General features: G+C 65.8%; 29 protein-coding genes and 1 pseudogene. 13 read left to right on the top strand and 17 right to left on the bottom strand.

Going from position 1 to position 24,408, the window contains the following annotated elements:
* The first annotated feature begins 280 nt into the window (after window positions 1-280).
* Complete coding sequence (locus tag FM105_RS03175; RefSeq protein WP_256970195.1) at window positions 281-1,240, top strand: AEC family transporter; 960 nt, start codon at window positions 281-283, stop codon at window positions 1,238-1,240.
* Here the strand turns inward: FM105_RS03175 and FM105_RS03180 are convergent.
* Both FM105_RS03180 and FM105_RS03185 read right to left on the bottom strand, forming a co-directional pair.
* Window positions 1,230-1,910: a hypothetical protein gene (locus FM105_RS03180; RefSeq protein WP_087004677.1), complete on the bottom strand. Its 681-nt coding sequence runs from the start codon at window positions 1,908-1,910 to the stop codon at window positions 1,230-1,232. The two genes, FM105_RS03175 and FM105_RS03180, sit on opposite strands and share 11 nt — an antisense overlap.
* Window positions 1,907-2,554 (bottom strand): hypothetical protein, encoded by a 648-nt coding sequence (locus FM105_RS03185; RefSeq protein ID WP_087004680.1) that lies wholly within the window; start codon window positions 2,552-2,554, stop codon window positions 1,907-1,909. The genes FM105_RS03180 and FM105_RS03185 overlap by 4 nt, the downstream gene beginning before the upstream one ends.
* Before the next feature lie 220 nt (window positions 2,555-2,774).
* Between FM105_RS03185 and FM105_RS03190 the strand changes: the two genes are divergently transcribed.
* The 4 genes from FM105_RS03190 to FM105_RS03205 are packed head-to-tail and all read left to right on the top strand — an operon-like array spanning window position 2,775 to window position 8,060.
* Complete coding sequence (locus tag FM105_RS03190) at window positions 2,775-4,496, top strand: ABC transporter substrate-binding protein (protein ID WP_143275807.1); 1,722 nt, start codon at window positions 2,775-2,777, stop codon at window positions 4,494-4,496.
* Window positions 4,496-5,494 (top strand): ABC transporter permease, encoded by a 999-nt coding sequence (locus FM105_RS03195; RefSeq protein ID WP_087004685.1) that lies wholly within the window; start codon window positions 4,496-4,498, stop codon window positions 5,492-5,494. The genes FM105_RS03190 and FM105_RS03195 overlap by 1 nt, the downstream gene beginning before the upstream one ends.
* Window positions 5,491-7,194 carry a dipeptide/oligopeptide/nickel ABC transporter permease/ATP-binding protein gene (locus FM105_RS03200; RefSeq protein WP_087004688.1) on the top strand — a complete coding sequence of 568 codons (1,704 nt, stop codon included), beginning with the start codon at window positions 5,491-5,493 and terminating at the stop codon, window positions 7,192-7,194. The genes FM105_RS03195 and FM105_RS03200 overlap by 4 nt, the downstream gene beginning before the upstream one ends.
* On the top strand, window positions 7,194-8,060 hold the full coding sequence (locus FM105_RS03205; RefSeq protein ID WP_087004691.1) for an ABC transporter ATP-binding protein: 867 nt from the start codon (window positions 7,194-7,196) through the stop codon (window positions 8,058-8,060). Before FM105_RS03200 ends, FM105_RS03205 begins: the two co-directional genes overlap by 1 nt.
* Before the next feature lie 294 nt (window positions 8,061-8,354).
* Here FM105_RS03205 and FM105_RS03210 read toward each other — a convergent pair whose 3' ends face one another.
* On the bottom strand, window positions 8,355-8,957 hold the full coding sequence (locus FM105_RS03210; RefSeq protein ID WP_087004694.1) for a hypothetical protein: 603 nt from the start codon (window positions 8,955-8,957) through the stop codon (window positions 8,355-8,357).
* 80 nt (window positions 8,958-9,037) lie between these two features.
* Window positions 9,038-9,397 (bottom strand): VOC family protein, encoded by a 360-nt coding sequence (locus FM105_RS03215; protein WP_087004697.1) that lies wholly within the window; start codon window positions 9,395-9,397, stop codon window positions 9,038-9,040.
* Between the two features lie 125 nt (window positions 9,398-9,522).
* Between FM105_RS03215 and FM105_RS03220 the strand changes: the two genes are divergently transcribed.
* Window positions 9,523-10,284, top strand: coding sequence for a pyrimidine reductase family protein (locus FM105_RS03220; protein ID WP_087004699.1), 762 nt, complete (start codon window positions 9,523-9,525; stop codon window positions 10,282-10,284).
* Complete coding sequence (locus tag FM105_RS03225) at window positions 10,277-10,786, top strand: flavin reductase family protein (RefSeq protein ID WP_087004702.1); 510 nt, start codon at window positions 10,277-10,279, stop codon at window positions 10,784-10,786. Before FM105_RS03220 ends, FM105_RS03225 begins: the two co-directional genes overlap by 8 nt.
* An 8-nt stretch (window positions 10,787-10,794) precedes the next feature.
* Here the strand turns inward: FM105_RS03225 and FM105_RS03230 are convergent, their stop codons facing one another.
* The 4 genes from FM105_RS03230 to FM105_RS03245 are packed head-to-tail and all read right to left on the bottom strand — an operon-like array spanning window position 10,795 to window position 14,239.
* On the bottom strand, window positions 10,795-11,436 hold the full coding sequence (locus tag FM105_RS03230) for a YitT family protein (protein WP_087004705.1): 642 nt from the start codon (window positions 11,434-11,436) through the stop codon (window positions 10,795-10,797).
* Window positions 11,433-12,575 carry a PD-(D/E)XK nuclease family protein gene (locus FM105_RS03235; protein ID WP_087004708.1) on the bottom strand — a complete coding sequence of 381 codons (1,143 nt, stop codon included), beginning with the start codon at window positions 12,573-12,575 and terminating at the stop codon, window positions 11,433-11,435. The genes FM105_RS03230 and FM105_RS03235 overlap by 4 nt, the downstream gene beginning before the upstream one ends.
* Before the next feature lie 14 nt (window positions 12,576-12,589).
* Window positions 12,590-13,198, bottom strand: coding sequence for a hypothetical protein (locus FM105_RS03240; RefSeq protein WP_087004711.1), 609 nt, complete (start codon window positions 13,196-13,198; stop codon window positions 12,590-12,592).
* A 30-nt stretch (window positions 13,199-13,228) separates the two neighbouring features.
* The gene (locus tag FM105_RS03245) at window positions 13,229-14,239 is read right to left on the bottom strand and encodes an alpha/beta hydrolase fold domain-containing protein (protein WP_087004714.1); all 1,011 of its coding nucleotides are present in this window, start codon (window positions 14,237-14,239) and stop codon (window positions 13,229-13,231) included.
* An 80-nt stretch (window positions 14,240-14,319) separates the two neighbouring features.
* On the opposite strand from FM105_RS03245, the gene FM105_RS03250 reads away from it, so the two are divergent.
* Window positions 14,320-14,919, top strand: coding sequence for an RBBP9/YdeN family alpha/beta hydrolase (locus FM105_RS03250; protein ID WP_087004717.1), 600 nt, complete (start codon window positions 14,320-14,322; stop codon window positions 14,917-14,919).
* Window positions 14,920-14,944: 25 nt separating this feature from the next.
* On the opposite strand, the gene FM105_RS03255 is transcribed toward FM105_RS03250, so the two are convergent.
* On the bottom strand, window positions 14,945-15,487 hold the full coding sequence (locus FM105_RS03255) for a 2'-5' RNA ligase family protein (protein ID WP_087004720.1): 543 nt from the start codon (window positions 15,485-15,487) through the stop codon (window positions 14,945-14,947).
* A gap of 68 nt (window positions 15,488-15,555) precedes the next feature.
* On the opposite strand from FM105_RS03255, the gene FM105_RS03260 reads away from it, so the two are divergent.
* Window positions 15,556-16,113: an SAP domain-containing protein gene (locus FM105_RS03260; RefSeq protein WP_256970196.1), complete on the top strand. Its 558-nt coding sequence runs from the start codon at window positions 15,556-15,558 to the stop codon at window positions 16,111-16,113.
* 96 nt (window positions 16,114-16,209) lie between these two features.
* On the opposite strand, the gene FM105_RS03265 is transcribed toward FM105_RS03260, so the two are convergent.
* Together FM105_RS03265 and FM105_RS03270 are read right to left on the bottom strand one after the other, a co-directional pair.
* A complete protein-coding gene (locus tag FM105_RS03265; protein ID WP_087004724.1) occupies window positions 16,210-16,737 on the bottom strand; it encodes a DUF421 domain-containing protein in 528 nt (175 codons plus the stop codon).
* A 34-nt stretch (window positions 16,738-16,771) separates the two neighbouring features.
* Entirely contained in the window at window positions 16,772-17,509 is a 738-nt protein-coding gene (locus tag FM105_RS03270) for a dihydrofolate reductase family protein (RefSeq protein WP_306298553.1), read from the bottom strand.
* A gap of 47 nt (window positions 17,510-17,556) precedes the next feature.
* Here FM105_RS03270 and FM105_RS03275 point away from each other — a divergent pair, with 47 nt between their 5' ends.
* A complete protein-coding gene (locus tag FM105_RS03275; protein WP_087004727.1) occupies window positions 17,557-17,772 on the top strand; it encodes a hypothetical protein in 216 nt (71 codons plus the stop codon).
* Window positions 17,769-18,389: a hypothetical protein gene (locus FM105_RS03280; RefSeq protein ID WP_218777903.1), complete on the top strand. Its 621-nt coding sequence runs from the start codon at window positions 17,769-17,771 to the stop codon at window positions 18,387-18,389. The genes FM105_RS03275 and FM105_RS03280 overlap by 4 nt, the downstream gene beginning before the upstream one ends.
* Before the next feature lie 38 nt (window positions 18,390-18,427).
* Here FM105_RS03280 and FM105_RS03285 read toward each other — a convergent pair whose 3' ends face one another.
* The 6 genes and pseudogenes from FM105_RS03285 to FM105_RS03310 all read right to left on the bottom strand — a co-directional run bounded on the left by FM105_RS03285 (window position 18,428) and on the right by FM105_RS03310 (window position 21,957).
* Complete coding sequence (locus tag FM105_RS03285) at window positions 18,428-18,868, bottom strand: YtoQ family protein (RefSeq protein WP_087004734.1); 441 nt, start codon at window positions 18,866-18,868, stop codon at window positions 18,428-18,430.
* A gap of 719 nt (window positions 18,869-19,587) precedes the next feature.
* Window positions 19,588-20,355: an alpha/beta fold hydrolase gene (locus FM105_RS03290; RefSeq protein ID WP_256970197.1), complete on the bottom strand. Its 768-nt coding sequence runs from the start codon at window positions 20,353-20,355 to the stop codon at window positions 19,588-19,590.
* Between the two features lie 147 nt (window positions 20,356-20,502).
* A pseudogene (locus FM105_RS03295) lies at window positions 20,503-20,816 on the bottom strand (integrase core domain-containing protein); the annotation flags it as partial.
* A 45-nt stretch (window positions 20,817-20,861) separates the two neighbouring features.
* The gene (locus FM105_RS03300; RefSeq protein WP_087004743.1) at window positions 20,862-21,152 is read right to left on the bottom strand and encodes a type II toxin-antitoxin system RelE/ParE family toxin; all 291 of its coding nucleotides are present in this window, start codon (window positions 21,150-21,152) and stop codon (window positions 20,862-20,864) included.
* Window positions 21,149-21,382, bottom strand: coding sequence for a type II toxin-antitoxin system ParD family antitoxin (locus FM105_RS03305; protein ID WP_087004746.1), 234 nt, complete (start codon window positions 21,380-21,382; stop codon window positions 21,149-21,151). Before FM105_RS03305 ends, FM105_RS03300 begins: the two co-directional genes overlap by 4 nt.
* A gap of 146 nt (window positions 21,383-21,528) precedes the next feature.
* Window positions 21,529-21,957 carry an AAA family ATPase gene (locus tag FM105_RS03310; RefSeq protein ID WP_087004749.1) on the bottom strand — a complete coding sequence of 143 codons (429 nt, stop codon included), beginning with the start codon at window positions 21,955-21,957 and terminating at the stop codon, window positions 21,529-21,531.
* A 795-nt stretch (window positions 21,958-22,752) separates the two neighbouring features.
* On the opposite strand from FM105_RS03310, the gene FM105_RS03320 reads away from it, so the two are divergent.
* Both FM105_RS03320 and FM105_RS03325 read left to right on the top strand, forming a co-directional pair.
* Complete coding sequence (locus FM105_RS03320) at window positions 22,753-23,886, top strand: XRE family transcriptional regulator (protein WP_087004752.1); 1,134 nt, start codon at window positions 22,753-22,755, stop codon at window positions 23,884-23,886.
* Window positions 23,883-24,344: a DUF4411 family protein gene (locus tag FM105_RS03325; RefSeq protein WP_087004756.1), complete on the top strand. Its 462-nt coding sequence runs from the start codon at window positions 23,883-23,885 to the stop codon at window positions 24,342-24,344. The genes FM105_RS03320 and FM105_RS03325 overlap by 4 nt, the downstream gene beginning before the upstream one ends.
* Window positions 24,345-24,408: the final 64 nt, after the last annotated feature.

Raw genomic sequence — 24,408 nt, forward strand, 5'->3', positions numbered from 1 at the left:
GGGATCAGCGTTTTAATGCGGTGTGCCTGACTCACACGTCACCACTCGGCGTCCGGTCAGATCGACCTAAGCCCGACCCCGCGACGCATATGAAATATGTCTCTTTGCTCCGTAGGCTACGTTCTACGACTTCGACTCTGCGTGAGTTGGCGTAGGGCTCCAGATGCAAGATTCAAGACCGAAAGTTGCGCCGTCGAGCCCCACCCACATGGACCCACCTCGATGGCGGTATCGTTCCTGGCTGGCGGCATAGCGGAAACGATCGAGACGGGAGGTCCGTGTGGACACCCTCTCCGTGATCGTCCCCTTCTTCGCAGTGATCCTGCTCGGCTTCCTCGCCGCACGATTCCGCATCGTCCCGATGGACTCCGTCCCCGGCCTCAACGCCTTCGTTCTCTACATCGCGCTGCCGGCGATGCTCTTCCAGTTCGGCGCGAACACACCTGTGGCACAGCTCCTCAACCCCACGACGATCCTCGTCTGGCTGGTCTCCGGCCTCGTGGTCCTGGGACTGGCCGTTGCGATCGGACTCGGTCAGCGGCGCAGTTGGCTCGATGCATCCTTCGGCGGCCTCATCGCCGTCCTCCCGAACTCCGGCTTCATGGGACTGCCGCTCATCGCCGCACTGCGCGGCGATCAGGCATCGGGCCCGATCGTCACGACGCTGCTCGTCGACATCGTCATCATGCAGTCGATCGCCCTGGCGATATCCCAGCAGGGCAACGAGGGACACATGGCCGCGAGGGTGAAGACGTCATTCATCCGCGTCGTGGCCAACCCGATGCCGTGGGCGATCATCCTCGGCGCCCTGTGGGGAACGACCGGACAGTCTCTGTTCGGTCCTCTCGATCATGTCGTCACCCTGCTGGCGACCGCAGCGACTCCCGTCGCGCTCTTCACGATCGGCGCCGTACTCGCACGGAAGAACACCGATAGCAGCGCTCACGACTCGACGAGGCGCGGAGTCCTCACGGCCGACGTCAGCGTACTGACGGCCCTGAAGCTGCTGCTCCATCCCACCCTGGTGTGGTCACTGGGCAGTCTTGCGATCCTCACCGGCCTGCCGCTCCAGCACGACGATCTGCTCGTCCTCACGCTGGTCGCCGCACTGCCGTCCGCCGCGAACGCCGCGATGCTCGCTGAACGGCTGGGGGCAGACAGCAGTCGGATCGCCGCCGTGATCCTCCTGTCGACAGTGCTCGGGTTCGCGACGTTCTCCGTCGCAGCCATCATTCTGTAGCGCCGCGCAGCCAGTAGAGCATCCGGTAGACGAGCTGGGAGGCTCCCGGCATGAACCCGGCCCCGTGGTGATAGGACGCGTCCATCGTGCTGACGACGACCTCGGCGGGGAATGTCCCCGCGTCGTAGTACATGAGCGTGTTCGCGTGCCCCGGGATCGCACGGTACGGCGTGCCCCAGGGATCGTCCGGACCGTCGATCACCACCGGGTCCGTCGACTCTTCGAGCCGCACCAGCGGCACCGCCGAATCAGGGTGGCTCAGCACTCCGTGATAGTGCCAGTGCACCGCGTCATCACGGAGAAACTGCCAGAAGAAGTGATCCTGGTTCACGGACCGACGGCCGACGTCCTCGCCGATGCGCCACGCCCAGAAGTTCGTGCCGCGCAGCGTCTCCTCGGTCCCCGGCAGCCACTCCCCCACGGAATTCTCGCCGTCGACGTACATCCGTGCACCGTCCGTGGAGAGGAACTCGACCAGGATCGGTGCGATCCGGCTCAGGACTCCGGGATGCAACCGCGCGGCGACGTAGACGGCGTCGAATCCGTCCAGGCCGCCAGGCTCCAGGTCAGGGGCGTACACATCGGTGATGTCCATCGCGCGGATCGCAGGATCACGCAGATCTGCAAGGTGGAAGAAGCTGCCGGTGTGGACGAAGGCGACGCGGGTCATCCGGCCACCTCCGCTGCTGCGAGAGCACCTTCGAGGTAGGCGATCGTGCGCTCCCCCAGGTCGACAGCGGAGGACCCAGACCGCGCGAAGGAACCCAGCTCGTTGCCCAAGTGCATCACCACTTCCCCCGCTCCCAACGGGTAGGCGACGTCGACGGGCAGGAACCCCTGCCCGATCCCCGTGATGGTGACGGCATCGACGGGCAGATCGACCAGATATGCGTGCGCGTAGAAGCCAGCGACTCCGATGCGCTCCAACTCCTCGAACGAATGCTCCCCGGGCACCCCCGTGCGCAGCAGCAGGTCACGGCGATCGACGCCGCTCCAGATCGGATGCGACTGCATCTCCGTGAGCCAGAGGTCACGCGTCGAGTGGAAGTCGAGCTTCCGATGCTTCGGCATGCCCTCGACGAATCGCTCCATGGGGTGGCCGTTGACGAGCAGTCGCCCACCGGCGCGCACCCACGCGGAGATCCGCTCCGAACGAGCAGCGAGGAACCGCTGGTCGCAGCCGCTGCTGACCATGATTCCGGTGAACGCATCCAGATCGAGAGCGTCGAAGTCGTACACGTCGCGGACGCACAGCCGGGACGATTCGTCCTCCGGCAGCACGGGACGTTGGACCAGGTGGAGAGCGCGGGGCATCGGCGTCCATTTCTGTAGGGGATGGAGCAAGAAGGTTAGGCTTACCTGCACGCAAGAGTCTTGCGTCAGCCGACTCCCCCGTCAAGTCGGGGAACAGGCCGAAGTGCGGACCAGAGTTGCGTGCCGACATAAGGTGAGGCTAACTTCAGTGAGGCGCGGCAAAGATTGTCCGTCGCAAGATGCTTCCGCGTCTCACACACCTTCATCCGAAAGAGGATCCATGCCTTTGCGCCCGAAGATCGAGGTGCCCTCCGTCAGTGCAGCTCTCATCCTGACGATCGCCCTCAGTGGATGCTCCGGAGGAACCGACGGCGACAACGGCTCCACCGCCGACCTCGCCGGCCCCGCGACCGCCGAGCAGCTCACCATCGCACTCGATGCGGACACCGGGCCCATCAACCTCTTCGCCGGAGCCAGCGATCAGCTCGTCGAACTCGTCTACGACAAGCTCCTCTCCCCCTCGCCCTATGTCGACGAACCGCAGCCGTGGCTCGCCTCGGAAGTGCGACAGCTCGAACCGGACGTCTGGGAAGCAGATCTGCGCACAGACGTCACCTGGCAGGACGGGGAACCCTTCACCCCCGACGACGTGGTCTTCTCGTTCCAGTACATGCACAACGCCCCCACCGGCCGCTACACGCACCACGTGAATGACACCCCCAACGTCGACGACGTCGTCGCAGTCGACGAGGACACGGTCCGGTTCGAGTGCGTCGATGCCTGCCCGTCGCTGGCACGCGTGACGCTGGCCGATCTGCCGATCGTCGCGGAGCACATGTGGAAGGACATCGACCCCGCAGAGGCGAAGACCATCCAGGACCTGCCCATCGGCACGGGCCCGTACCAGCTGACCGACTACAGCCCCACCGAGGGCTACACCTTCACCGCGAACGACGAGTACTTCGCGGGCACCCCCACCGTCGACCAGATCACCATGCCGGTGATCACCGACCAGTCGGCTACCTTCACCGCGCTGCAGTCGGGTGAGATCGATGCCACGACGCGCACGCTCAGCCCTGAGCTGGTCGACCAGTTCGCATCGTCGAACACGCTCGACTCGCTGACCACACAGGCGCTGAGCTTCCCCGAGATCAAGATGAACTTCCTCGACGGTCCCCTCAACGAATCGGATTTCCGCCTCGCACTGTCGAACGCGGTGAACAAGGAGCAGATGCTCGACGTCGTCGCACTCGGTCAGGGCCGCGCCGCGACCCAGGGATACCCGCACCCGGATGCCCCGTTCGCGAACCCCGACAATTCCACGCCCACCGATCCGGACTCCTCGCAGCAGCTGCTCGACGACCTCGGGTACGTCGACACCGATGAGGACGGGATCCGAGAGATCGACGGCGAACCCATCGTCCTCAGCACCCTCGTCGACTCCGGCTTGCCGCAGGACGTGCGCGCCGCGGAACTGGCGAAGGAGGACCTCGCACACGTGGGCATAGGCCTGGAGATCGAGGGGTTGGATGCCGCATCGCTGGAAGAGAAGTCCGCGGAGAAGGCCTATGACCTGCTGATCGGTGAGATCGGCGCCCACGGTGTCAGCGATCCGGACCAGTTCATCATGTCCCACCGATCCGGCTACCTGTGGTCCCCGGATGAGGAGTGGGCGGAATGGGACGAGACCTACGAGGAGTGGCTCGCCCAGACCACCCACGAGGACCGCATCGAGGTCATGCAGGATCTGCAGACCGTCCACAACGGCGCCCCGACCACGGTTCCGCTGTTCTACCCCGAAGAGCACTGGGCCGTGTCGCAGAACTTTGGCGGATGGAACGAGAGCCCGGGCTACGGCATCGTCCACAAGTGGTCGTTCCTCCCCGAAGACGTCGTCGAGCCCGCCCACACGGGAGCGGAGAAGGTCATCACCGAACTCACCGACTCCCCGGAGAACACCGACGTCACCGAACCTCCGGCCTCGGAAGACCACCAGCACTGATGAGGCAGGCAGGACGATCATGGCTCCCACGCCTGGGGCAGTACGCCCTGGTGCTGTGGGTGGCTGTGACCCTCAACTTCGCGATCCCGCGACTGGCACCGGGCAACCCCGCACTCATCATGCACACGGGCGAGGGCGATCCCACCCCGGAGGAGCTCGCGGAGCTCGGCGAGATCTACGGGCTGAACGAACCCGTCCTCGTCCAGTACGGACGCTTCTGGCTGGACCTGCTGCGCGGTGACCTCGGCCTCTCGACCGACCACAACAGGCCCGTGACGGACGTGCTGCTCGAACGCCTCCCCTGGTCGCTCGTCCTCGTCGGCCTCGGCCTCATCGGTGCGATCATCATCGGCACGCTGATCGGCGCCTGGTCCGCCTGGCGTCGAGAGGCCGGTCGCCCCTCGCAGGACAAGGGGACGCTCGTCGGCGTGCTCGCCATCGATTCGATGCCCGGGTTCTGGGTCGGCATGCTCCTCATCGCGGTCTTCTCCGCCCAGCTGGGCTGGTTCCCGTCCTACGCATCGGCTCAGATGCCCGAGGGCACTCTGGCCGGCATCGCGGAATCGGGACGCCGTCTGGCCATGCCGCTGGCGACGATGATCATCACCTCGTTCGGCACGTACTACATGCTCGCGCGGGCCTCGATGACCACTGTGCTGGGCGAGCCGTTCATCCGGCTCGCCCGAGCCAAGGGCCTGCCCGAACGCACCGTGGCGATACGACACGCACTGCGCACGGCACTCCTGCCCATCGCCACCAACGCCGCGATCGCCGCCGGTTCGCTCGTGTCCGGAGCTGTCGTCGTGGAGACCGTCTTCAGCTATCCGGGACTGGGCAAGGTCATCGCCGATGCAGTCGCCGTCCGCGACTATCCCCTCCTCCAAGGAGCGTTCCTCCTGGCCACACTCGGTGTGATCGCGGCGAACATCCTCGTCGATCTGCTCTACCCCCTGTTGGACCCCCGCGTCCGGCACTCCCGGGAGGAACTGCCCGTATGAGTCGCACACTCGCTCTCTGGCGCTCACTGCCGCTCACCAGTCGTCTGGGCTTCACCATCGTCGCCGCCCTCATTCTCCTCGCGCTCTTCGGCCCGCTGCTGGCCCCGTACGATCCGATCGAACGCGTCACCACCCCGTTCGCGCCACCGTCGAGCGCCCATCTGCTGGGCGCCGACGACGTCGGACACGACCTGCTGAGCGTGCTCATCCTGGGCGCACGACCGTCACTCCTTGTCGCGCTGCTCGCCGCCGTAGCCGCCACCTGCGTCGGGATGCTCGTCGGGATCAGCGCCGGATACCTCAGAGGCGCCGTCGACACCGTGCTCATGCGCATCGTCGACGTCGTGCTGGCTCTGCCGGTGGTCCCCCTGACCCTGGTGGTCGGTGTGCTCGCCGGCCCCGGTCTCTTCACCCAGACCCTCGTCATCTCCATCGCGCTGTGGGCGCCGATGGCACGAGAGCTGCGCGCCCAGGTGCTCAGCGTGCGCGAACGCGACCACATCCACGCCCTGCGCGCGATGGGTGCGGGCCACGGCTACATGCTCACCCGCCACATCGTGCCGGCCGTGGGCACACTCGTCGTCCCCCAGCTCGTGCTGGCCGTGAAGAGCGCCGTCATGCTCGAGGCCACCCTGGCCTTCCTGGGCCTCGGGGATGTGAGCTCGATGAGCTGGGGCATGATGCTCAGCATCGCGAACGAGCGCAGTGCGTTCCTCACCGATGCCTGGCTGTGGTGGGTCGTGCCGCCCGGCGCGCTCATCGGTCTCACGGTGCTCGGCTTCGCACTCGCCGGTGGTGCGGTCGAACGCACCGCAGCCGGACGAACGGTCCGCCCGACGCGCCGCCGGAAGCCGGCCCCGGCCTCGGCGGCGTCGACCGCGCTGGCACAGACTGCGCCCGAGGCCCCTCTCCTCGAGGTCGATCAGCTCACCGTCCGCTATGGAGACGGCGAGGCCGCCACCGGTGGGTGCACCGGCGTGGACCTGGTCCTGCCGCGCGGCAGGGTTCTGGGACTCGTCGGGGAATCGGGATCCGGCAAGTCGACCGTCGCCGCCGCACTCGTGGGGCTCATGGCTCCCGCTGCGCAGGTCGCCGAGGGTGGCATCCGGATGGACGGCACAGACCTGCTCGTGCTGGGTCCGCGCGAACGGCGCGGCCTGCTCGGCTCCCGGATCGGGCTGGTCCCCCAGGAGGCGCAGTCCGCGCTCAATCCCGTGCACCGTGCCGGCGACCAGATCGCCGAGGCCGTGCTCACCCACCAGGACCTCACCCGTGAGCAGGCCCGGGCCCGTGCGCAGGAGCTGCTGGATCTGGTGGGGCTGCCCGCGCACGCCTTCCGCTCGTACCCGCACCAGCTCTCCGGGGGCCAGCGGCAGCGCGTCGTCATCGCCACAGCGCTTGCCAACGATCCCGATCTGCTCGTCGCCGATGAACCGACCAGCGGGCTCGACGTGCTCGTCCAACAGGACATCCTCGACCTGCTCTCGAGCCTGCGCGAGCGATTGGGACTCACGATGGTGATTGTGACGCACGACCTGCCGGTCATCGCGCACATCGCGGACGACATCGCGGTGATGCAGGCCGGATTCGTGGTCGAGCAGGGCGAGACGCTCAGAGTGCTCGCCAGTCCCGATGATCCCTATACCCAACGGCTGGTGGGCTCACTGCCCGACATGGCCGAATTCGAGGAGGTCCGCTGATGAACAGCCGGATGCACAGCACTGCCATACCGCCGCGCCCCGTCCTGGAGGTCGCAGATCTGACGGTCCGCTATGGGTCGCGGACAGTCGTCCACGAGACCGATCTGATCCTGCGTGCCGGTGAGACCGTGGCCCTGGTCGGGGACTCCGGTGCCGGGAAGTCAACCGTTGCCAAGGCGATCGCAGGACTGGCGATGCCGGAGGCCGGCAGCGTGCGTCTCGACGTGCCCCGCACCGGCCACGAGGGTGCCGGTGGGCTGGATCTGCTGACAGCCTCGGCGGCGGATCGTCGTACTGCACGGCGTGCAGTACACCTGGTGATGCAGGATCCGTACGCGTCCCTGCCGCCGCATCTGCGAGTGCTGGGGATCGTCGCCGAACCGCTGGTGATCCACCGCATCGGGCGTAGAGGTGAACGTGGCGAAGCGGCACGGGAAGCACTGCGTTCGGTCGGACTCGATCCGGAGCAGTACGGTCGCAGGCTGCCGCACGAGCTGTCCGGCGGCGAGCGCCAGCGCGTGGCATTCGCCCGGGCGATCATCACGCGGCCGGCAGTGATCCTCGCCGATGAGCCCACCGGCATGCTCGACGCGACACTGCGCGCCGAAGTCTCCGATCTCATGGGGGCGCTGAGTCGTGAGCACGGCACGGCGATCCTGCACATCACCCACGATCTGGCGCTGGCGGCGCGCACGTGCGACCGTATCGTCGTGATGGCGAACGGACGTATCGTCGAGCAGGGGCGTACGCGGGAGGTCCTGCGGAGTCCTCAGCACGAGACGACGCGGCAGCTGCTCGCAGCTGCACTGCGGGGAGCGCGGACGGTGGGGTCAGCTAGGCGTGTGTCGGAAGCGACGGCGGCGTAGGAAGAAGCCTGCCTGAGCGACTGCGCTCAGCGAGGCCTACCGGAAGAGGCGACGAACGAGCCGGTGCATCGCGCGCTGGCCCGCACGCTTGCCCATCGCTTCCGGTCCTCGTCGTGCGGCGTTCGCGTCGCCGCGCAATCGTCGCAGGCGTAGGAGAAAGTTCAGCATGTCGGCCTCCATGTAGTCAGTGCAGCGACGCTCTCCAGTCTAGGAGCCAGCGCAGGTGGCTCACCACCCTGCGGGACGGTCGGGCACCTTCTTCTCCGTCATCGCACCACGGATGAGGGCACGGACCTACGTCGACGGCTCGCCTTCGGGACGACATCGTCCTGACTTCAGAACGATGTCGTCCCGAAGCTCGGCGAATCCGATGTCGCCACCGGCGAGCCGGGTCACCGCTGCCCAGCTGAGCGAGCGATAGCCGGTAGCTTCTACCGCGGCAACGGGCAGGACAGCGAATCGCCACTGGTCCACGTCGAGGGGGTCATAGCTTTCGTGTGTCTCAGACGTCTGCACGGCAAACACATAGAGGTCTGCGTTGTAGCTCCGCTCAGGAGCGTAATCGACTGCATCGGCGGTCCATGAGCGGGAGCTGAGCCCACCGAAGCGCAGATCTGACGGCTTCTTCTGCACCCACATCTGCATCCGACCCGACGACTTCACCTCGATGCGGATTCCTTCCCAGACCACGTCGTGGTCATCCCATTCGATTCGGACTGGACGCTCGAGTCCAACGGCTTTCGCCACAAGGAACTCCGCGAACCAACCCCGCGCGGTATTCACCTGCAGGTTCGGCAGGGCGAACCGCCAGAAGTCATGCACGTTCGTGCCGGGGATGCCCTCGATTGCTTCATCACCTTCGAGAGGTGCTCTATCTATGGGTTCAATGAGAGACATCGAGCTCCTTCGAATGTGGGATCCATCGGCACCGCGACTTCAGGTATAGATCAGGCTGGGCTCGTTCTAGTCGGGCGCGATCACGCTGCGGCGAATACGCCCAGCCGATTTCCACTCGGGTCCGTGAACTCGAACCGCCGTCCGCCCGGGAACTCATAGGGCCCTGCCACGACTGCGCCTCCAGCATTCTTCACCGCTTCCACAGTGCCGTCCAGGTCATCGGAGAAGAGCAGGACGAGTGGGCCGCTGCTGCTGGGTGGCGCGCTGTGGTTCAAACCACCGACCTCGCCAGCGCCGTCAGGTGACTTGATCCCGCTGTATGCCGGACCGTAGTCGTTGAAGCTCCATCCGAAGGCCGATTCGTAGAAGGCACGGGTGGCGGCGAGGTCCGTGACGCCGAACTCGATGTAGCTGAGGGTGTGATGCTGCGGGTCCGGCACGGTGCACCTCCGGTTGCTGGAGCTCTCTCTGTGCAGTATCGCTCTGGACCACCGGCCCCGACAAGACCACACACCCCACCCGTTCACAAGTGCGCTTGTTGCGCGCAGGTCCGTAGAGTGAGGACATGGAGTTCCTCGAGCGCAGTGCAGAGATCGCCGATCCGCTGGTCCCCTACCTCGACGTCGACCGCTCACAGCCACGACACGAGTGCTGGGTGACAGGGCACATGGTTGCCGGATTGGACGGCACAGCCGCCATCAACGGACGAGTCGGAGCCCTGTCGACCGCACCCGATCAGGCTCTGTTCCGCCGCATGCGCCAGATCGCCGATGTGGTGATGGTGGGTGCGGAGACAGTGCGACGAGAGGGCTACGCGCCGATCCGCCTCGACGAGGACGCTCAGGCACAGCGGCGCGCTCGCGGTCAGTCGGCGACACCGCCCGTCGCGGTGGTCAGCAGGAGCCTGAACCTCGACTGGTCGGGGAGGGTGTTCGCCGATGCACCGGCTGACGCCAGGACACTGATCATCACCTGCGAGACGGCCGACCCGAGCCGCCTCGCCGCAGCAGAGCAGGCAGCGACCGTCATCATCGCCGGCCATGACAGTGTCGAACCCGCAGCTGCCATGCGTGCGCTGGCGGACCTCGGCCACGGCACAATCTTGTGCGAGGGAGGTCCCCGGTGGCTCGGCGAACTCGTCGCAGCGGACCGTCTCGACGAACTGTGCCTGTCCGTCTCACCGCTGATGGGCGGCGACCCACTGCCCGTGAGCATCGCTCCGCCCGGTGCCGGCCTCGCCCAGTTCGAGCTGAAGAGCACCATGATCGAGGACCACACCCTCTTCCTCCGGTACGAAGCGGCGACATCGGACGACTCTCATGCCTAAGAGCGCGTTCGCACACCTGGTGTCATCCGCGGATCCCGCCCTGATCGTGGTCACGACGGTGGCGGAGGACGAACAGGCAGGCTGTCTGGTCGGGTTCCACACACAGTCCAGCATGGCTGCGGAGCAGTACTGCTTCTGGCTGTCCAAGGCGAACCACACCTACCGGGTGAGCCTGCGGTCCGCGCTCTTCGGCCTCCATTTCCTCACCCACGTTGACCTGGCCATGGCGGAGCACTTCGGCACACGCTCCGGTGAGGACACCGCGACGTTCTCTGGAATCGATCTCGACCCGGACGACAGCGCTGTCCCTCTGATCAGAGCCCTGCCGAATCGGATGGTGGTCGAACGGATCGCGATGCTCGATGACGGCGGCGACCACGTCGGCATCACCGCGAGGGTGGTATCCGCAGAGGCGAGCGGGCCGTTCATTCCCCTGCGCACGTCAGACGTGAGCCACCTCGTCCCGGGTCACGGCAGCGGCGAACGGGCGATACACCCCTGAGTACGTCCTCAGTACCCCGTGTACCGTCCCGGCCTGTGGTTCAGAACGAGCACAATGTTCAGCATTGCAGCACCCAGTGCGGAGATGAGCACGTTGGACGCGGGCACCACGAACAGCGAACCGATCACCACACACAGGTCCAGAACCATCTGGACGTACCCAGCTCTCCAGCCGAACTGCTCCTGTGCGATGAGTGCAACGATGTTGAACCCGCCCAGCGACGAACCGTGGCGGAACAGGACCAGCAGCCCAGTGCCTGCCATGAGGTTCCCGACGATCGCGACATAGATTCCGCTGAGCGGGTCATCGGCGAGCGCGGGCAGCGGCAGGAAGTGCGGGTGCAGGTACGCGATACCGGATACTGCGCCGATCGACGCCGCGGACTTCAGGGAGAACACCCAGCCCTTCCGTCGGACTGCCAGGAGGAAGAACGGCAGGTTCACAACGACGAACAGAAGCCCGAATCCCCAGTTGGTCCCCAGCGACAGCAGCAGAGACAGACCTGCGGTTCCACCAGTCACCAGCGCGGCCGCCTCGAGGAGGTACAGGCCGAAGGACACGAGGATCACGCCGGTCGCCATGCCGAACACGTCCTCCCAGACGGAGTGCGGTGAGGCGGGGACGTCGGTGAGTGGGCTGCTGGTAGTCATTCCCCCAGTGTGCTGGATCGCCGGGCCAACAGTTCGACGACCGCGTCGTGGAGTCGACGATCGGCCGTTCCGAGTCCATCGAGGACTTCCGGCAGCGTCACTGGTGTCTGGAGGAGCTCCTTCGAATCCAGCCGCAGCACGAAGACACGCGAGTAGTCAGCGATCCCCGGTTCCATCGTGTGCGTCCAACCTGGAAGCCGTTCATTGACGAACCACGCGGTCGGACCGAAGGCCAGCTGGACATGCGGCGCCGGCGAATCTACACCGACATGGTGGACAGTGAAATCAACCGCCCACTGATAGAGCCCTCTATACGGCACGAGTGATGGGCCCACGTGGTCGTCTCCGAAAGTACTCGTGAGCTGCCTATTCAAGATCTCGTTGCTGAATGATCGGAGCCGTCCCTTGATCCGTTGGAGGAGCTCACTGCCTTCGACATATCGCTGTCTGCCCTGCGCGGCGAGATCACTGGCGAACGCCTCTGCCACCTGGTCCTGGCTCCGCCAGCCGTACCGTTCCGCCTCGCCGGAATCACACATCGCTGTGACGAATCCGAGTACATCGCGATCACTCACACGTCTCTCCTCACTCACGAACTTCCGGTGCATCTGCGCGATGAACGAATGCGCGTCGGGGTTCTCGCTGCGGTACACCGTGTCGCCGTCGACACTGCTGTGCAGACGATCGATGAGCGCTCCGTACGTCACCACGATCGACTGCTGCCAGCCGTCCGACAGCCGGGATCGGTCCTCGTCACGGCACAGCATCACCACGCCTCCCCGGCGTGCGTCCCGCTGGCCGAACGCCAGGTACCTCTCATAGCCGTGCTGATGCCCGTCCGACGTGAAGTAGTTCTCGACGACGAGTGCGGCGGTCTCACCGGTGAGCACGATGTCGGCTATGTCGATGTCGTCCGGGCCGATTCCGGTGTTGACCTCCTGCCGCACCCGGTAGGTCTCACGGGGGAACGGCGCTCCCCCGGGCTGCGCAGCATTCACCTCGTCGATGAAGCTTCGCAGGAAGCGATCGCCGAGACCGTGCGTTCCACCGACGTCCAGCAGCCAGGCGAATACATTGGACAGCTGCTTCTCGTGAGTCCCGTGGTGCATGACGTCGAAGATGTTGAAGTCGTGCTCCAACGACCGGCTGAGGCCTACCGCCTCCTGGCAGTCGGCGATCTGAGGACCGCCAGAGCAACCGCACCGACGAGCACCGCAAGCAGACCGATGATGACCACCAGGAGAGCCGGCCAGAACATGCCGTGCACCTGGAACTCCTTCGAGTCGACGGACGTGCCGACGAGCAGGTCGTCGGCCGCGCACTCGGCGGTGTAGTCGGCGTCCGGCGCGCTTCCGTTCATGAGCGTCAGGATGGGCACGTAGGGCACGCCGTCGACGTCGATCGGCGCATCGATGCGAGGAGTGTCGAAGACATACAGATCCGGGCCGTCGAACTCACAGTCGCCGGGCCAGCCCTGCGGAGCACTGATCTCGTCGAGCAGCCCGCCCCCGTCGTCGAATATTCCAGGCCCGCGTTCGATGTCCGCTGCCTCAGGAGCGTAGAGATAGAACGTGCGCCCCGGCTCCAGACCTGTGAGGAGCTCGTCGGAATCCTCGACAGCGACGAGGTCGTCCGGGGTGCCGGCGACGATCCGTCCCGTGTTCATACCGAGGATGACCACGACCACCATGCAGACGACGCCGATGATCGCCCCAGCGATGCAGATGAATTGCCATGTCCTCGTCTTCGGATCCCTGCTCATCGCCACACCACAGAGGATACAGAGCTCCTGTCACGACGTCTGATCTGGTCCCCGCTGGCCGGGTCCCCGCTGGCTGGGTCCCCGCCGGCAGGGTCCCCGCCGGCAGGGTCCCCGCCGGCCGGGTCCCCGCTGGTCGGGCCTCAGCGCCTCGATGATGCGGCGCGCGCCCTGGTCCCCGACCTCGGTCGGGAGGAGGGCGAACACGTGCAGCTGCCCCTCCGCTTCGTGCAGGGTGACCTGCACGCCTGCGGCCTGCGCCTTCTCGCCCAGCACGTGCGCGTCAGGGTTCAGCACATCGTGCGTGCCGGAGAGGATCGTGAGGGGCCCGACCCCGGCCATGTCGCCGAACAGCGGGCTCACTGCCGGGTCCTCGAGAGAGTCGTCTCCGCGCCACGCCTCTGCCAGCACCCGTCCACCCGGCCGGCCCAGCCACGGGTCGCCCGGCTGCACCTCGTCGATCAGGGGGTTGCTCCATGTCAGGTCCAGGGCGGGCGACAGGAGCACCGTGGACGGCAGGACTCGTCCGTCGTCGCGGAGCGCCAGCACCGCGGACAGCACGATCTGACCGCCGGACGAGTCGCCGGCCATGCGCACGGCGCACCCGGAGCCCTCTTCACGCCGCACCAGGTCGACGACGCCGTCCCGCACGTCGCGCGCTGTGCCGAGCGGGACCAGCGGGTGGATGGGCACGACCACGCGCTGGCCCGTCTCGCGGGCGATCCGAGCGATCAGCTTCCAGTGCGGACCGGTGATCTCATTGACCCACCCGCCGCCGTGCACGTACACGACGACGGAGGACGACGCCGCCTCAGGCCGCGCGCTGCCGACCGGCCGCACATCGTAGACGGGCCACTCGGTGGGGTCGGAGAGCCGGCGGTCGACCCGGACGCCCTCCAGCCGTGCCGGCGGACCGTACTGCACCGGTCGCAGGAACCGCTCGCGGATGCGGTCGTGGGCTCCCTGCTCCGTCACGAAGGGCCGGTTGGCGTTCCGGGCCCTCAGCACCAGTGGGATGAGCGCCTCCGGCAGAGTGACGCGCATGCGTTCCCCTCTTTCAGCCGACCAGTCGTCGACAGACTATCGGCCGTCGCCCGCTCACCGTTCCGCGTATCGTTCCGCGTATGGGAACCGCACCTGCCGCCACACCGTTCGACCGGGTCATCGTTCTGCACGGGTTCCGCGCATCGCCGCAGCACCACTGGTTCCCGTGGGTCGCTAAGACGGTCGCCGGCGCCGAGGTCGTCGCACTGCCCGACTCCGCCTCCCCCGATGCCGAGGCGTGGGTCGGGGCCGCCGTGAACGCGATCGGAGCGCTCGGTCCCCAGGTCGCGGTCGTCGCCCACAGCCTCGGCTGCGTCACCGCAGTGCGCGCCGTCGAACGGCTCGCCGCAGTCACGGCGGGCGGCTCGTTGGGTGCGTTCGTCGCGGTCTCCCCCTTCGCCCAGCCGCTCACGCGCACCGGCGACGAGGGCCTCGACGCGTTCGCCGCGGACGGCCTCGGCCCGTTCCTCGCAGGAGCGGATCTACCGGGAGCCGGCCCGCACCTCGGCGCCGTCACTGTCATCCGCTCGGATGACGATCCCCTCGTCGCACCGCATCTGTCCGACGCGTTCGCCCGGAATCTGCAGGCGCGAACCGTGGTGGTGCCGGGAGCTCGTCACTTCCTCGCCGCGCACGGCGTCACGGCACTGCCGGAGGTCGTGGACGCACTGACGAACTGAGCGGATGCGAAGCACGCAGGCGGAGTCAGCGATCGGTTTCCCGGTGATCACGCCGGTGTTCTGAGCTCGCATCCGCAAGGACGGTGAGCTCCTGGATCCGAGGCATCCAGTGCGCCGCCCGCACAGCCGTGAGCTGCTTGAAGTGGGGAGACGTCACCTCGTCCAGAGCCCGGATGTAATCAGGCACGATCTCACGCGGCAGCCGCAGCCCCATCGTCAGGTGGGGAGTCCAGCTGCGACCGCGGCTTTCGGGGTTCAGCGCACTGATCTCGCGGGCGGCGCTCTCCATCGCGTCCGTGGTCTCGAGCAGCCATGCGACGGTCCGCTTGCGCTTCGTTCCGAAGACCACGGTGCCCACCCGCCGGAACGGAGACGGGATCACCGACGGGAGCAGGTCAGCAGCGCGTCGAACAGCGTCGGCGGCCATGATCGGCGAGTACGTGATCGTGATGTGCGGCGTCTGCTGCTGGGGAGGGAAGCCCCGTTCCGCGAGGCGCGCGAACACCTCGCGCACCTGCTGCTCCTCAGCCGGCGGAAGGCGCAGCAAGATGTTGTCCGGTGACGTCATCGTCCGTGATCCCTCCTGCTCGCTCCCACGCCATACTCGCAGACGGGCAGAACGATAGGCTCGTGGACGTGACCGATGAGAAGCGTCCCCGGCTCACTGAGAGCCTGACCGGTGCGGAGCTGATGCGCTGGTACTGGCTCAAGGACGAGTTGGCTGACTTCGCCCGGCGGCTCGGCATCAGTCCGACCGGTGGCAAGGAACTGCTGACCCAGCGGATCGCCGCGAAGCTCGACAACACACCTTTCAGCGAGCCGCAGAGAACCAGGCGCACTGGCCGCACGCAGCTCACGGGCCAGCTGACGGTTGCGACGGTGATCCCCGTGGGACAGCGATGCAGCCAGGTCGTACGAGCGTGGTTCGTCGAGCAGGTCGGATCATCCTTCGGGTTCGATGCTGAGATGCGCGCATTCTTCGTTCGCGCCGACGGCACACAGACCATGCAGGACGCGCTCGACCATTACCGAGCAACGCGCGGGCAGGGAGCAAAGCCCATCGACGCGCAGTTCGAGTACAACCGATTCACCCGAGCCTGGTACGCGGACAATCCCGCAGGGAGCCGCGAAGAGCTGCTCCGCGCCTGGCGGAGATACCGAGAGGGCCCGGTCGACCACCGTGGGCGAGCGTAGACACGGCGGCGCTGCACCGTCGACGCTGCGCAGCCGGCATCACGTGATCAGATGAGGCCCCTTCGCGAACGCAGCGCCCGCGCCGGAGTGCGCTGATCAGTCGTGGCGCTCGATGTACGGCAGCAGGCTCGACCCATCTCCCATCGAGTCCTGGCCGATGACGCCCAGCGATCCGTCCTGATGCAGGATCACGGCCTGGATGCCCTCGAGTGAGCCGTGCCCCGACTGGCGAGCGGCGGTGTGGACGTCGACCTCCGTGAGCCGGTGCCTGCGCAGGGCCTTGGCCTGCAGCTCTCCGCCGTAGTAGAGGAGGACCGGCGGCGAATCGAGGAAGCGGCGCATGAACCTCCACCGCGAGCGGCCGAACGCGAGCGCCCACTGCACGACGACCAGGAGCACCAGCGCCACGATCGCCTGGGCGAGGCTGACGTCGACGGCGGTGACGGTGCGGCCGAACACCGACCCCAGGCTCACAGCGATGACGAAGTCCAGCGGCGTCATCTTCGCCATGGTGCGCGGCCCCGTCCCGCGCAGCATGATGACCAGCGTCAGGTAGCCGACACCGCCGATCAGCAGGGTGTGCCAGATGGGTGACCAGCCGGTCCAGAAATAGCTCATATCCATGCGGCCATCCTGTCACCTGGGGACACGTCACCCTTCATCGGTCCCACGCGGTTCCCGGCGGTGCGGCGAGTGGAGTGGGACGGTATTCGAGGAGTTGGAGTCCCCCGTCGAAGGTCCGCGCCTCGAGGAGCTCGAGCGTGAAGTCCGCGAATCGCTCCCAGATCCGCTCGAGTCCCGACCGGCCGGTGAGCACGGGGAAGAGAACGATGCGGAAGCGATCGACGAGTCCCGCCTGCATCAGCGACGAGGCGAGGCTGATGCTGCCGACCGTCGTCAGCGGGTCGGAAGACGTCCGCTTCAGGTCCTGGACGGCGGTCACCGCGTCGGTCGCGATGAGGCGCGAGTTCGGCCAGTCGAGCCGCTCCTCGAGGGTCGCGGAGAACACGATCTTCTCCGTGTCCGCCATCTGGGCGAAGCTGTCCCGCTCCTGCTGCGAGATATCGATCGTCTCCGCCTGCTGGGCCATGGCCGACATGAGCCGGTACGTGTTCGCGCCCATGAGCGACACCCGCGTGGGCTGCGCCTCCAGCCACTGGAGGTATTCGGGGCTCTCGAGCCCCCACCAGCCGGGCCATCCGTCAGCAGCGGCGCAGCCGTCGAGGGAGAGGATGAAGTCGACGAGCAGTTCCTGCTCGTCACTGTCCGCGCCCGAGGCCCCGGTCGCCTGGTCGGCAGGTGTCGCCTGGCCGGCAGGTGTCCGCTGGGGTGCGCGCGTGTCGCCGGGGTGTGGATCAGTGGGGTTCGGATCGCCAGTGTGCGGGTGGGTGTCCACGATGCGTCCTCGTCGTCGAGAGATGGCCCGGGGGTCCCGGGGCACGTGTGGGGAACCGACGATACTCCCCTGCCGTCGGCCTGCCCATCGCGCTGAGCGTGCTCAACAGCACCGAGGTCGCGGTCCCCGCCGTCATCTACTCAATCCTGATATACGTCCTCGCCTCGGCCTTCGGCTTCGTGACCAGCCGCGAGACCCGCACCGCGGCCGGCAGGCGGACGTCATCGAAGACATTCTGCGTAGACTCGTCGCCATGGGCATGAGCACCACTGCAGCGATCGCCGACTCCGTCCTCACTGATGCGCACCTGCACGCACTCGGGCTGGTGCCGCTGGGCACGGAGACCACCGTCGAATCAGTCGCACTCGCGCCCGAGGACAGGAGTGCGTGCGTGGTCCGAACCGATGCGGCGACGATCATCGTCGACGGCGGCGAGCAGCTGATGGCGCTCTTCGACGCGTCCGCGGTCGCGCTTCCGGGAACCGTGCACGTCGCGGCCGCGGTCTCGAGCGTCGACTACAGCGCCTATCGAGTCTTCGTCGACGGGCAGTCGGTACGGCACCTGGAGCACGAGGACGGAGAGGTCACAGTCGACGAGGGCGATGCGTCCCCCGCCGAGGACGTCTTCCGACTTCCCAGTGAGGACGAGGAACTCGAGGGGGAGATCGACGGGGACATCCTCATCCAGAGCCTTCCTCAGCTGGCGGGGTTCCCCGTCGACATCTTCACGCTGACCGGTGCCGCTTACGCGGCGGCAGACAGCGGAGACACTGCGGATGACAGCGCAGGCGACAGCGCGGGCCCGAACACGTCAGGCTCCGAACAGCACGATCCGAAGTCCCGGAAACGGGGGTTCTTCGGGCGGCTGTTCGGAGCCTGAGTCTGGTTCGTCGGTCTGCTGCGGGTCAGCCCGCAGGGTCAGGCCGTGAGCACGTACCGCAGAGTCTCCACGACCTGGTCGGTGGTCGTGCACCACGCCTGAGCCCCCGCGTCGACCTCCTTGAGGGGGTGGACGATGTCCGCGTCGTGGAGAGTCACGTAGGGCTTGGCGAGCGCCGAGCAGTAGCCGGCGTCGAAGGCGGCATTCCACTGCTTGTACTTGTCGCCGAACCGGACCACCACGAGGTCCGCCTGCTCGATCAGCGTGCGCGTGCGGATCGCGTTGACCTTGGATGACTGGTGATCCCGCCAGAACTGGCTGTCGTTCTCGCCCAGGTGGTCGCCGGCGGCATCGCTAGCAGGGTGGTCGGTCACCGGCGCGGTGAAGACGATGTCCAGGTCGGCAGCCTCAGCTCCGCGCTGGATCTCGTCGCGCCAATCGGTGTGGATCTCGCCGGAAAGATAGACGAAAAAGCTCATGGTCGGAGGCTCCTGTATGCGATGTGGTCGGATCTGGCATGTTCTCTCTGGCTCACCATCCTAGTAGCTCGACGAAAAGTACCGGCGCCCGATACCGGCGGTGAAGACCCCCGACGTCACACTGCGGCGTCGACCCGGGTGCCTCGCACCGTCCTCAACACTGGGGTCCCATCGACGTCACACCCTCGAGCGCGAGCCCATCCGTGCGAAATCTCCCCCTGTTCGATTGATCGCGGTTGCGTGCACACTGATTCACGTACAGGTAGCCGAATCAGTGAGGAGTTCAGGGGTGGTCAGCCGCCTGGCCCGGCCACATTCCAGCCCGCGGGACTACACGTTGAAGCGAAACTCCACCACGTTCCGTAGCCGAATAACCTCGGGTCTCAGCGGCTCACCCCGCGACCGACTCACGCCGCTCGTGGTCCTGCATCACCCGTCTAAGGGGCTGCCGCACCGATAGGTGACATTTGATCTGGCTTGCTCGAAGGGTCGCCTGGAAGATGTGCACCATGCCCGCTCTGCACCCCAGGAGGTCCGCGACGATCTCATCCGGCGTGGCCCGCTCTCGTGAAGACTGCGTACCGGTGATCTCGTAGGGCTCCTGCCCGGCACCCCGACCGGGAAAACGATCGCCGCCTGAACGGTGGACGGGATCGGCATCGTCGAACTCGCACGTCGGAACGGCGAAGGAAGGGATGTATGAATACCGCGCGACCGGGTCAGCGCTGGTCGTTGAGGAATTCCGTGAGTATGGCGTTGAATGCCTCCGGTTGGCATAGGGGTGTGGGGTCGTTGGAGTCGGCGACGCGGATCAGATGTGTGCAGGGTACGGCACGTTGGAGTTCTTCCATGAAGGCAATCGATCGTGGCCAGGAGTCCTCGCCGACGACACCGAGGATCGGGTACGTCGCGGCATTGAGTGCGGGTGGATAGTTGACGAGATTGATCGCCCACCGGCTCTTGAGAGCGTCGAGCGGTCTCAGCCTCGTCACGGCTTTGGAGAGATAGTCGGCCGCGTGCGGCCACCGGCGATACTGATCTCGCATGATGCGAGACAGGGCGGCAGGTGGCATGAGATTGGAGATCGAGCCAGCGTAGACCGACGCGAGCCACAGTGCCTTGCCGAGAGAAGTGGGGCGGGTGTCGCTGTACGAGTCGATGACGGCCAGCCGCTCCACCCGCCCCGGATAACATGCGGCGAAGTGCTGGGCGATGACGCCGCCGAAGCTGACTCCGCAGATCGTCGCACGCTCTTCCCCGAGGTGGTTGAGCAACTGTGCGATGTCATGGGTGATCTGATCGCGCACCCGCCGCCAGCCCCGGATTGGTCCGGACTGGCCGACGCCCCGAGCATCGAGAACGATTACTCGGTGGTCCCGAGAGAATCGCTCGATCTGAGCTGACCACATGCCGGTTCCAGCGCTGATGGCGTGAATGAGGACTAAGGGGGCGACCCTGGCCGTGGGTCTCGTAGTAGATCTGCGCACCCTGGGTGTCCAAAACCGGCATCAGCGTGCGGCTCCCTCTTCGTCGGCGGCAGACCTCGCCGCGTCTAGCTGGTGCGAGTCAGTGTAGAGGCCGTGGGTGCACAGCTCCATCAGCGGAACTGAAGCGCCCTGGGTTTCGTTCCGCGGTTAGACGGTCGCGGACGCGGTCGTCTTTGGGTGAATGTAGGACGCTTCGATCTCGGCCAGGGTGCGATAGCCGAGTGCTTCGTGGAGCCGCTTCGTGTTCCACCAGTTGACCCAGTTCAGAGTCGCGATTTCGACCGTAGTCACGGTCGGCCAAGTGCGGTGACGGTGGATCAGCTCGGCCTTGTAGAGGCCGTTGACGGTCTCAGCCAGGGCGTTGACGCTCCTCTCGCCGACAGTGCCGACGGATGGCTGATCAACTCGTCCGAGTAGGCCAACGAGACGCCTTGACTGCCGCGGTCGCTGTGATGGACCAGGCCGCCGCTGGAGGCCTCGGCGCGGGTGCTCAGCAGCGTTGTCGCTCAGAAGTGCCGTGTCGGATCCATCCGTTGATGCAGGATGCGCACGACGTCTACACCGTCAGCGCTCTCGAGGTAGAAGATCAGATGACTGCCGATGCCATACCGGCGGTACCCCTCACGAATCTCGTCGCAGGCCCGCCCGCGTTGCGGGTCGACCGCGATCCGTTCGACCGCGGCCCTGATCTCGGAGATGTAAGTCTCGGCTTGATTCTCGTCCCAGCGCTCGTGCGTGAAGTCCCAAATCGAGGAAAGGTCGCGTTGTGCAGCCGGCGTAAGGCGGTAGTTCGTCATGACCTCTTCGACGCAACAAAGGCGTCGAAGTCGAAAAGCTCCGGCGTGCCGCTCTCTTCACCCGCGATGAGCGCGCCTCTGAGCGCCGCCATTTGCATCTCGTGGTCCTCCAGCAACCGAAGGCCAGCACGGACGACCTCACTGGCGGACCGATATCGCCCCGCCTCCACTTCCCGGGACAGGAAACTTGCGAAGTGGTCATCCAGACTGATCGAAGTGTTCTGAGCCATACGAACAGATTACCAAAGATTGGTAGTTTGGCGTAACGCCGAAACCGCCCCGTGCCTGAAGCTCTGCGGCCGTCGCCAGCGAAGCGTTGCGCCACGTCCGGTGCACCTCGTCGCCGCCATTGACTGCGCCCACAACGACATCACGCTCAGGTCGAGTCGTGGCGCCCGATGATCGCGTCCGCGACCTCGTCCGCGGTCCACGCCGCCGTGTCGAGCTCCAGGACGTCGTCGGACCACGCGGCGTAGTCAGCGCGGCGGCGCAGCACGTCCGCCCAGGCCGGCTCGCCGACATGAGCGAGACCGCGGTCCCTGCTGTGGAGCCGTCCTTCATGCTCCCGAGCGTCGGAGAGCATGAGATACACGAACCCGAGCAGCGCCTCCGTTCGTGAGGCCGCCGTCCGCCAGGTCTGCCGAGCCTCTTCGCTGTGGTTCACCGCATCAACGACGACATCGTGGTCGAGCCGGAGATTCTGCTCCGCGATCGCTCGGGACACCTCATACGCCGCGACGGTCACGGCAACGCTGGTCTTCCCGACACCGGGAGGCCCAGAGATCACGAGGAGATGCCCGGTCACGCGATTTTCAGCGGCATGATCGACCCGATCCGATCCCCCGCGAGGCCCTCCGCGCGGTCGAGCTCGTAGTGGCTCTGCAGGTTGATCCAGAACTCGGCCGACGTGCCGAAGTACTTCGCCAGAATATAACGAGGATCGTCAATAACGCTAGACGTTAAAGCGGAACTCCACCACGTTCCGATGATTTCGGAACCTTTGACGCTAAGGCTGTTCCAAGTCGGCAGAGTACCGCCTGAACTGGGGTTTTAGTGCGAGGAGGCGCTGCGCGGAGGGCAACCTGCGCCACTTGGAGCGCCTGAAGGCAGCCTAGCAGCCAGGGTCGCGGAAGAGTTGCGAGGGGGCCAGCAGACGCGCCATTCGACAGGTTAGCGCGCCTACACAACTCCCCATATCTCCAATGCCGAGATTAAAGGTTCGGCCTACCGCCAACGCTGATCCAGTACGGACACTCGCCATCGTGGTTCCCGCAGTCGCACGCGTGAGGACCCTCGTGGTGGTGCCAGCCGCCGAAGCGACCAAGCTCCTCAGACCAGTGCTCACAGCGGATGACCTTCGGCGCGCGCTTGGTGTCATCAGTAGACATGGGTCCATGATCCCACGCCGCGCCGCCGGGACTGCCGGCGCAGTAGCGCCCACCCATGCTCCGCAACGACAGTCATCGGCGACGCTGGCGCTGACACGGTGGGGGTAACGGACCGATAGCTCTTGAGGGTCAGTGCCTAACCATATGATTGGGACAAGGTCACTCGCACCTGGCCTGCCGCCGCTGACCGCCACTCGGGGAGGAGCATCACCATGGCACGCGCACCCATCAACGGGGCCACGCTGACTTGGGCGCGCTCCGTCATGCACCTGGATGCCCAGGACGTGGCCAGCGCCGCTGGCACAACCCTCGAACGAACACTTGCATTTGAGTCCGGCGACGAGCAGCCGACCCTGAAGCAGCTAGAGAAGATTGCTAAGAAGTTGGACCGGACAATGGCCTTCTTCTTCGCTCCTCCGCCAGCGTCCACGGACGTTCCACAGACCCCTGACTTTCGTGGGCGTGGAGCGGAACCCCTCCCACCCCTTCTGGCGCGCGAGATGCGTCGCGCGGAGCAGCACCGCGACACAGTGCTAGACCTCCAGGGAGCGCCGGAGCAGACGGCCCGAGTGGGTTCCATCACTTGGGGCACTTACCGCAAGCGTGCCAGCGAGCTCCGCGCCTATCTCGGTCTCCGCGAAGAGTTTGTACCCCCCGAGAATGGCCAGAACCAGGTACTGAACTTTTGGAGAGGACTGCTGGAGCACCATGGCTACCTCGTATTCCAGACGACCAAGGTTCCTCTCAGCACATTCCGAGGCCTGTCCATTCAGCACGATTCCTTGCCAGTAATCATCCTTAATGGATCCGATTCCAACAACGGCAAGGTGTTCACCCTCTTCCACGAGGTCGCACACCTTGCCAACAAAACCAGCGGCCTGTGCGATCTGGATGAGGATGTGAATGAAGAGGCAATCGCCAATGCGTTCGCAGCGAACTTCCTCATGCCCTACAAGCAGGTCACGGCGTTGGTAAAGACACTGGATGGAGAGCCCAGCGACCTAGCATCCAAGGTAGCGGCGCGCTTCAAGGTCAGCTACCTGGCCGCAGGCATCCGTCTCCGGACATTGGATGTAATTGATGACGACGATTTGGAATCCATCTGGCGGGAGAGTGACGCAGTCTGGGCCAAGAGTCGAGCGGACCAGAAGGCAAAGACCGGCGGGCCCGCCCCCTGGCGCGTGCGTTACCGAGACCTTGGCAGCACATATATCGGCACCGTGGCGCGCGCCGTGGAGGACTCCCGAGTTGACTGGATGGATGCCAGTTACCTCCTGAACGCACGGATTCCCATGGTCAGACAGATGTTTGAGGAGTATTACCGGACCGAGGGGAGCAGCCAGTGAGCTACACCCTCGATTCAAACATTCTCATCAACATGGAGCGGCTCTACCCCCGCGACATCTTCCCGTCCCTATGGGCTTCAATCGAAGGCCTCGTGAGCCAGGGAGAGGCCTGTATCTGCGAAGCAGTCCTCCGCGAGTTGGAGCGAGGTGACGACGACCTCCACATCTGGGCAAAGAACCTCCACGGGTTCCTATGCGCAACGCATCAAGATGAGGTGTTGACGGTGGCCGCCATCACTCAGGCCCACCCCGGCTGGGTGAGCGGAACACAGAACGATGCCGACCCCTGGGTCATTGCCCATGGACTTCAAGAGCAGCGGGTAGTGGTTACCGAGGAAACCCTGAAGGGCCCCAATACACCGGACCGGAACCAGAAGATCCCCAATGTTGCTTTGGAACACGGGGTACCCACCATGAAGTTTTTCGGATTCGTCAAGGCGCAAGGCTGGACTTTCTAGCCGGAATGCAAGCCTGGGATCGCTCCCACTCCAGGACAGTAACGGGGTGATCCGAGTATCGAAA

The sequence above is a fragment of the Brevibacterium yomogidense genome (assembly GCF_900163715.1).
Classification (GTDB): Bacteria; Actinomycetota; Actinomycetes; order Actinomycetales; family Brevibacteriaceae; genus Brevibacterium; species Brevibacterium yomogidense_A.

Excerpts from the sequence above, each read along its gene's own strand:
- FM105_RS03180 (WP_087004677.1), bottom strand. The coding sequence starts at position 1,910 with ATGACCCGCGTCGCCTTCGTCCACACCGGCAGCTTCTTCCACCTTGCA.
- FM105_RS03185 (WP_087004680.1), bottom strand. The coding sequence starts at position 2,554 with ATGCCCCGCGCTCTCCACCTGGTCCAACGTCCCGTGCTGCCGGAGGAC.
- FM105_RS03190 (WP_143275807.1), top strand. The coding sequence starts at position 2,775 with ATGCCTTTGCGCCCGAAGATCGAGGTGCCCTCCGTCAGTGCAGCTCTC.
- FM105_RS03195 (WP_087004685.1), top strand. The coding sequence starts at position 4,496 with ATGAGGCAGGCAGGACGATCATGGCTCCCACGCCTGGGGCAGTACGCC.
- FM105_RS03200 (WP_087004688.1), top strand. The coding sequence starts at position 5,491 with ATGAGTCGCACACTCGCTCTCTGGCGCTCACTGCCGCTCACCAGTCGT.
- FM105_RS03205 (WP_087004691.1), top strand. The coding sequence starts at position 7,194 with ATGAACAGCCGGATGCACAGCACTGCCATACCGCCGCGCCCCGTCCTG.
- FM105_RS03210 (WP_087004694.1), bottom strand. The coding sequence starts at position 8,957 with ATGTCTCTCATTGAACCCATAGATAGAGCACCTCTCGAAGGTGATGAA.
- FM105_RS03220 (WP_087004699.1), top strand. The coding sequence starts at position 9,523 with ATGGAGTTCCTCGAGCGCAGTGCAGAGATCGCCGATCCGCTGGTCCCC.
- FM105_RS03225 (WP_087004702.1), top strand. The coding sequence starts at position 10,277 with ATGCCTAAGAGCGCGTTCGCACACCTGGTGTCATCCGCGGATCCCGCC.
- FM105_RS03230 (WP_087004705.1), bottom strand. The coding sequence starts at position 11,436 with ATGACTACCAGCAGCCCACTCACCGACGTCCCCGCCTCACCGCACTCC.
- FM105_RS03240 (WP_087004711.1), bottom strand. The coding sequence starts at position 13,198 with ATGAGCAGGGATCCGAAGACGAGGACATGGCAATTCATCTGCATCGCT.
- FM105_RS03245 (WP_087004714.1), bottom strand. The coding sequence starts at position 14,239 with ATGCGCGTCACTCTGCCGGAGGCGCTCATCCCACTGGTGCTGAGGGCC.
- FM105_RS03250 (WP_087004717.1), top strand. The coding sequence starts at position 14,320 with ATGGGAACCGCACCTGCCGCCACACCGTTCGACCGGGTCATCGTTCTG.
- FM105_RS03255 (WP_087004720.1), bottom strand. The coding sequence starts at position 15,487 with ATGACGTCACCGGACAACATCTTGCTGCGCCTTCCGCCGGCTGAGGAG.
- FM105_RS03265 (WP_087004724.1), bottom strand. The coding sequence starts at position 16,737 with ATGGATATGAGCTATTTCTGGACCGGCTGGTCACCCATCTGGCACACC.
- FM105_RS03280 (WP_218777903.1), top strand. The coding sequence starts at position 17,769 with ATGAGCACCACTGCAGCGATCGCCGACTCCGTCCTCACTGATGCGCAC.
- FM105_RS03285 (WP_087004734.1), bottom strand. The coding sequence starts at position 18,868 with ATGAGCTTTTTCGTCTATCTTTCCGGCGAGATCCACACCGATTGGCGC.
- FM105_RS03300 (WP_087004743.1), bottom strand. The coding sequence starts at position 21,152 with ATGACGAACTACCGCCTTACGCCGGCTGCACAACGCGACCTTTCCTCG.
- FM105_RS03305 (WP_087004746.1), bottom strand. The coding sequence starts at position 21,382 with ATGGCTCAGAACACTTCGATCAGTCTGGATGACCACTTCGCAAGTTTC.
- FM105_RS03320 (WP_087004752.1), top strand. The coding sequence starts at position 22,753 with ATGGCACGCGCACCCATCAACGGGGCCACGCTGACTTGGGCGCGCTCC.